Source organism: Euzebyales bacterium (assembly GCA_035461305.1).
Classification (GTDB): Bacteria; Actinomycetota; Nitriliruptoria; order Euzebyales; family JAHELV01; genus JAHELV01.
On record DATHVN010000214.1, the window covers coordinates 1 to 5,656 of the forward strand.

At 71.1% G+C, this 5,656-nt stretch carries 4 protein-coding genes; 1 reads left to right on the forward strand and 3 read right to left on the reverse strand.

Translation table 11 applies throughout. The features are described 5' to 3' along the window. Nucleotides 1–721 (reverse strand): serine hydrolase domain-containing protein (locus VK923_19645; GenBank protein ID HSJ46894.1); only part of this gene is annotated, 721 nt, incomplete at its 3' end. A gap of 183 nt (nt 722–904) precedes the next feature. Here VK923_19645 and VK923_19650 point away from each other — a divergent pair. Then, nucleotides 905–2,263 carry a wax ester/triacylglycerol synthase domain-containing protein gene (locus tag VK923_19650; GenBank protein ID HSJ46895.1) on the forward strand — a complete coding sequence of 453 codons (1,359 nt, stop codon included), beginning with the start codon at nt 905–907 and terminating at the stop codon, nt 2,261–2,263. A gap of 597 nt (nt 2,264–2,860) precedes the next feature. Here VK923_19650 and VK923_19655 read toward each other — a convergent pair. Then, nucleotides 2,861–4,255 (reverse strand): wax ester/triacylglycerol synthase family O-acyltransferase, encoded by a 1,395-nt coding sequence (locus VK923_19655; GenBank protein ID HSJ46896.1) that lies wholly within the window; start codon nt 4,253–4,255, stop codon nt 2,861–2,863. Between the two features lie 64 nt (nt 4,256–4,319). After that, nucleotides 4,320–5,435, reverse strand: a complete 1,116-nt coding sequence (locus VK923_19660) for an acyltransferase family protein (protein ID HSJ46897.1) — start codon at nt 5,433–5,435, stop codon at nt 4,320–4,322. Nucleotides 5,436–5,656 lie beyond the last annotated feature (221 nt).

Sequence of the window (5,656 nt, forward strand, 5' to 3'; positions counted from 1 at the left end):
CCGACGCGGCGGCCGCGGTGACCCAGTGCCGGTCGGTCACCGTCCTCGGGCCGTGCGAGGCCAGCTTGTAGCCCGTCGCCAGCCGCGCCGTGACATGGTCGGAACGAAGGAGGTCAGTGTCGTCCATCCCCAGGGGTTGGAAGATGTGCTCGCGGAAGTAGCGCTCCAGCGGCTGTCCGCTGACATCCTCGACGATCTGTCCGACCGCCGCGATCGAGTGGTCGCTGTAGTTGAACGTGGCGCCCGGCTCGGCCACCAGCCGCAACGCGCCGCCGTAGAACTCGCCGAGCGCGGGCACGGGCTGGTCGAGCCGGACGCTCTCGCCGGGCCACCCGCTGAACAGCGCGCGCGAGGGGCGGACCAGCTTGGGAACCCCGGCGGTGTGGGTCAGCAGGTCCCGCAACGTGGCCGGACGCCAGGTGTCCTTGGCGGGCGCCAGCTGGAAGGCGCGCAGGTAGTGGTTGGCGGGGGCGTGCAGGTCGACCCGCCCCTGCTCCGCGAGCTGCATCGCCGCGGTCGCCGTCAGGGTCTTGGTGATCGACCCGACGCGAACGATGGTGTCGTCGGTGATGGGACGCTTCGACGCGATGTCGGCGAACCCGTGGGCGGAGAACGACGCGAGTGCTCCGTTCCGGACGATTCCGACGGCAAGACCGACGGCGGGCCGGCGGTTGAGCATCTCAGCAACCCGGGCGTTCAGGTCGAGCGCGTCGTCGGACATTGTTCCCCCTCCATCCCAGCGGTGCGGTCGGTGGACGGCGACATGTCGCAGGGGTATGACCTGACCGTGCCTCGGATGCGCGTGGGTGCGCATGAGGCGTCGGACCCGCCCTGCGCGGGCCGAGTGACCTGGCGGTCGCGCGCACGCCATGGATGCTGGTCGGCAAGGCCAGGTGACAAAGTGATGGACAGGCTGACCGCAGATGACCGACTGATCCTCTGGCCGGATGAGGTCTGGCCGCAGGACATCGGTGCCTTGGCGGTCCTCGACGGCAGCGGCCTCCTCGACGCGGACGGCAACGTCCGGATCCAGGCCGCACGCGACGCGGTCGACCGCCGGATCCACCTCGTTCCCCGCTTCCGCCAGATCCTGCGCGTGCCGCGACGAGGCCTCGGCGGTCCACTGTGGGTCGACGCTGCCGCGTTCGATCTCCGCGATCACGTGCAGGTCGCCCCGGTTCCCCCTCCGGGTGACGAGGCGCAGCTGCTGCACACGGTCGAACAGATCCGTCGGCGGCGTCTCGACCGGTCACGGCCGTTGTGGGAGCTGTGGTTCCTGCCCGGCCTGGCCGAAGGGCGAATTGCGTTGTTCGTGCGACTACACCACGTCGTCGCCGACGGCATCGCTGGCATCGCGAATGTGGCGGCACTGCTGGGCGCAGGTGCCGAGACGACCGCACCACCGAAGCCGTGGGTGCCGGCGCCGTGGCCCTCGTCGAGCGCGCTGCTCCTCGACAACCTCTGGCGACGGGTGGCCGCGGTGCGCGGTGCCGTCTCGACACTGGGTCCGCCTGGTGACGTGCTGCGGCGCGTTCGGGCCGCGTGGCCCACCGTGCGGGAGCTGCTCGCCGCAGAGCCGGGACCACAGACGAGCCTTGGCCGTCTGATCGGTCCGGACCGAAACCTCGCGCTGGTCCGCGGCCGCCTCGACATCATGAAACGGGTCGCGCATGCCTACGACGCCACGGTCAACGACGTCCTGCTCGCCGTGATCGCCGCCGGTCTCCGTCGGCTGCTTGAGAGCCGCGGCGAGCGGGTCGAGGACGTCGTCCTGCCGGTGTACGTTCCGGTCTCGCTGCGACGCGACCGGTCTGCCCGCGGGGGCGGCAACCTGATCACACAGATGGTCGTGCCGGTCCCGCTCGCGACCTCCGACTTCGGACGGCGGCTGCGGCAGATCGCCGCCGAGACGACCAGCCGCAAGGCCATGGCGCGGCCGCCCCTCGGGGCGATGTTCCGCAGCAGGCTCCTGGCCGGGGTGATGCTCAAGCTCGTCGCACGCCAGCGCGTCAACGTCGTCACCGCCGACCTGCCCGGCCCGCCCGAGCCGCTGGACGTCGCCGGCGCGCCACTGCTCGAGGTGTTCCCGCTGCTCAACCTCATCGGGACGGTGTCGCTCGGCGTGGGTGCGCTGTCCTACGCCGGCCAGTTCAACCTCATGATCGTCGCCGACGCGGACGCCTACCCCGACCTCGAGGTGTTCGCCGCGGGCGTCGAAGAAGAGCTGAGAGCGGCTGCAGCTGCGGTCACGCCGAGCGCCTAGGCGGGGCTTCCAGCCACGCTGAGGTCGGCGGCGACCGGGCTGAGTGACCCGATGAGTGTGGGACAGTCGGCTCTGGCAGATCGGCCGGTCTTGTCGGACGATCGTGGCGACTCGGGGACAGGGCGCGCGATCGTGCGGTGGCGGGTGTCGGCCGAGTCCGCCGGTGCGGGCGGGCGCGGGCTCGCCCTGCCACGGTTGCAGCACCGGGTTCACGCCCATGCGCGCCACCATTGTCCTGAGAATCGCGTGGGCCCTGTGGCACGTGCCCGCCTACGTGCTCTTGGCCCAGGCCGGCGACGGGCTCGAGACGCGGAGATGGGCATGGTCCTGGCCGGTGGCGCGATCGAGCCCGTCGCCTTGACTGTCGTGTTCACCTGGCTGTTCAACCACACGCGCAGCACGCTGCTGTGCATCGTGTTGCACGGCGGGATCAACGCGGCCGCCTCCATCCAGTCTGCTGCTACCCGCTGCCGTCGACGGCAGCGTCTACGTGCAGGTGGCCCTCACCGGCAACCTCGTCGTGATCCTTGGCGCCGTGGCCGTGGCAGCGTGGACGCGAGGACGCCTCGGCGGGTGACCTGCGCGCCGCCGGTCGTCTCAGTCGTCGTGGACGCTGCTCGTGTCGGTGAGCATGACGAGTTGTTCCTGTACGGCCGCCGTCAGCGCATCGTGCTCGGGGCACACGTCCGGGTCGGCGACGACGGACACGTTGAGGGCTCCGGCGTAGGACAGCACCCCGAACGCGACGCTGACGTTGCCGGTGGTTCCGTTGACCATGACGACGTCGAGCACCGGCGTGCCCAGGAAGGTCATCGGCTGGGCGGGCCCGCGGAGATTGGTGACCAAGGTGTTGATCATGCGCTGGCGGTCCAGCAGCCACCGCACCGCGCCGAGCGTCGCAAGCAGGCGGAAGGCCGGCTCCAGCACCGCCGCTGAAGCGCCACGCTGGCCGTGCTTGCGCTCTCGCATGATCCTCGCGATCCGGGTCAGGCGTTGATGCGCGTCCCCGGCGGCCGGAAGGACGACGGGCAGGACGCCGACCTGGTTGCCGAGCTCGGCGCCGGCTGACGCGCGCCCCGACACGGGCACCGAGACCACGATCGTGGTGATGTCCTCTCCTCGCCGTCGCAGCACCGCGCGCAGGGCACCCGTGACCGCCGCCAGCACGACGTCGTTGACCGTGCCCATGTGCTCGTGAGCCACGGCACGGACGGCGTGCAGCGGGACGCGGGCCACCGCGAGGCGGCGCCGTGGGCCGGTCGGCTGGTTCAGCGACGTGGCAGGGGCGTGCAGGGTGACGCCAGGCAAGCTCTGGGTGACGCCGTCGGCGATCCGGCGTAGCGTGCGGGGAAGACCCGCGATGGCGCGGAGCCGCTCCGCTGCGGCGTCGAGTGCCAGCCGCCACACCGGCGGGGACGGAACCGGCGCACGTCTCTCGCAACGCGGTGCGAACCCGTCCGCGAGGTGTGCGAGCACCGCCAGACCGCCGATGCCGTCCGCGAGCACGTGGTGGAACACCACGACCACCGCCCACCGCCCGTGTGTCAAGCCTGTAACCACAGTCGCGCGCCACGGTGGCCGCGCCCGATCCAACCGGGTCGTGACGAGGTCGGCGGCGACGTCGTACAGGGCACGGTCGTCACCGGGGGCCGGGCACGCCAGCGCGGGGACGTGGTTGGCGATGTCGAAAGACTCATCATCGATCCAGATCGGACGCCCACAGCCGAACGGCACGGGCTGCAGCCGCTGTCGCAGTCGGGGGACGCCCGCGACCCGCGCAGCGATCGCACGACGTGCGGCGTCCGGTTCGGCAGCAGGGCCAGCCATCAGCAACACCGCGCCGACCTGCGCGGGCACACTGCCCCTGTCGTAGGTCAATTGCAGCATGTCGTTGGGTGTCGCCCGTTCGACAGGCGTGGGCGCGCTGTTGGCCAGCCTGTACCCGAGCGCGTGCAACCTCGCGGTCTCCAGCACGTGCGTCCCGTGGCGCATCACCCGTTCCCCCCGCCGCGACCGTTGGCCCCGCGTTCTCTTCATGGCGTCCGCCCTGCCCGACCTACAGCATGCGCGCCATGCCTGGGACGCGTGTGATGAGCAGCCAGGCGAGCCCGAACGACCCCATCACCCCGCCGCAGGCAACGACGAGCGCCTTGACCTCGGCCGCCAGGGGCAGCGGCCGCAGCGCGACGGCCAGCCCGATCAGCACCAGGCCCTGGACGATGAACGCCCCGTACGCGCTGCGGCTGACGACGGGACCCGCCCACCGCAGCGGGCTGTCGAGGCGCTGTTGGGCGACGCCGAGCAGCCACACGGATCCGAACACGGCCAGGGCGCTTTCGAGCGCGGCGAATATGAGCGCTTCGACGTGCCGGCCGCCCATCCACACGCCCTGCGCGAGCCCGCCGCCGACGGCTCCCCAGGCGACGAAGACCGCGAACCCACCCGCGGCCACCAGCGTCGCGGTGCGACTTTGCCTGCGCAGCCGCTCCGGGACCGCGGTCAGCCAGCCGCTGCGTGCGGTCGCGACACCGAGCGCGAACAGCGCCACGCACTCGGGCCACTGGTACAGGTTGAGGTCGACGTACTTCTGGCTGTCGAACGGGAACACCAACCGGACCAGGAACGTCGCGACGCCCACGGCGGCGGCGAGCACGAGCAGGTGGCGTGCACCGATGTCGACCTGCCGGCCCCATTCAGCGCGACCGTGCCGCAGTCTGACCCAGGCCGCGTAGGCGAGGGAGAACACCAGCAGATCGCCGACGAACCACAAATAGCCCGTGTCGAGGGCCTCCTCGGATGTGCCCACCAACTCCGCCAGGTACGAACCGGGTGCGTTTCCCAGCGGGCGGTACAGGGCGTACAGCAGCGCCGGCCACACCACCAGTGAGAACACTGCGAACGGCACACCCAGACGGACCAGCCGGTCGCGGACGTACACGCCCGTGCCCTTGCGTTCCAGCGACGGCGGCGTGAGCAACCCGGCGATCAGGAACAGCAACGGGATCATGAAGACCCCGAACGGCATGACGACCGCCAGCAGCACCGCTTCGGTGACCGGCGACAGCGTGGCCTCCCGCACGTCGGCGTACGCCCACAGCTCCATGGACGTGTAACTGCCCACGGCGTGACCGGCGATGATCGCGGCGATGAGGATGACCTTCAGGTTGTCCACATACAGCTGACGTTGCGACGCCCAGCGCGCGACCGCGGAGGGATGATCCACAGGCGCCGATGCGGGAACACGACGGCCGTCCAACCTCAGCATGTCCTCAAGCGTGCGCCATCCACCGACGCCCCGGAAGGGTCGAACGGCGCGGTCCGGCCCGCCACTCGGCCGCTTCGCTGGGGCTTTCGGCCCGTCCCCGGTGACTCCCAGCCTGCACCGTGCGCGGC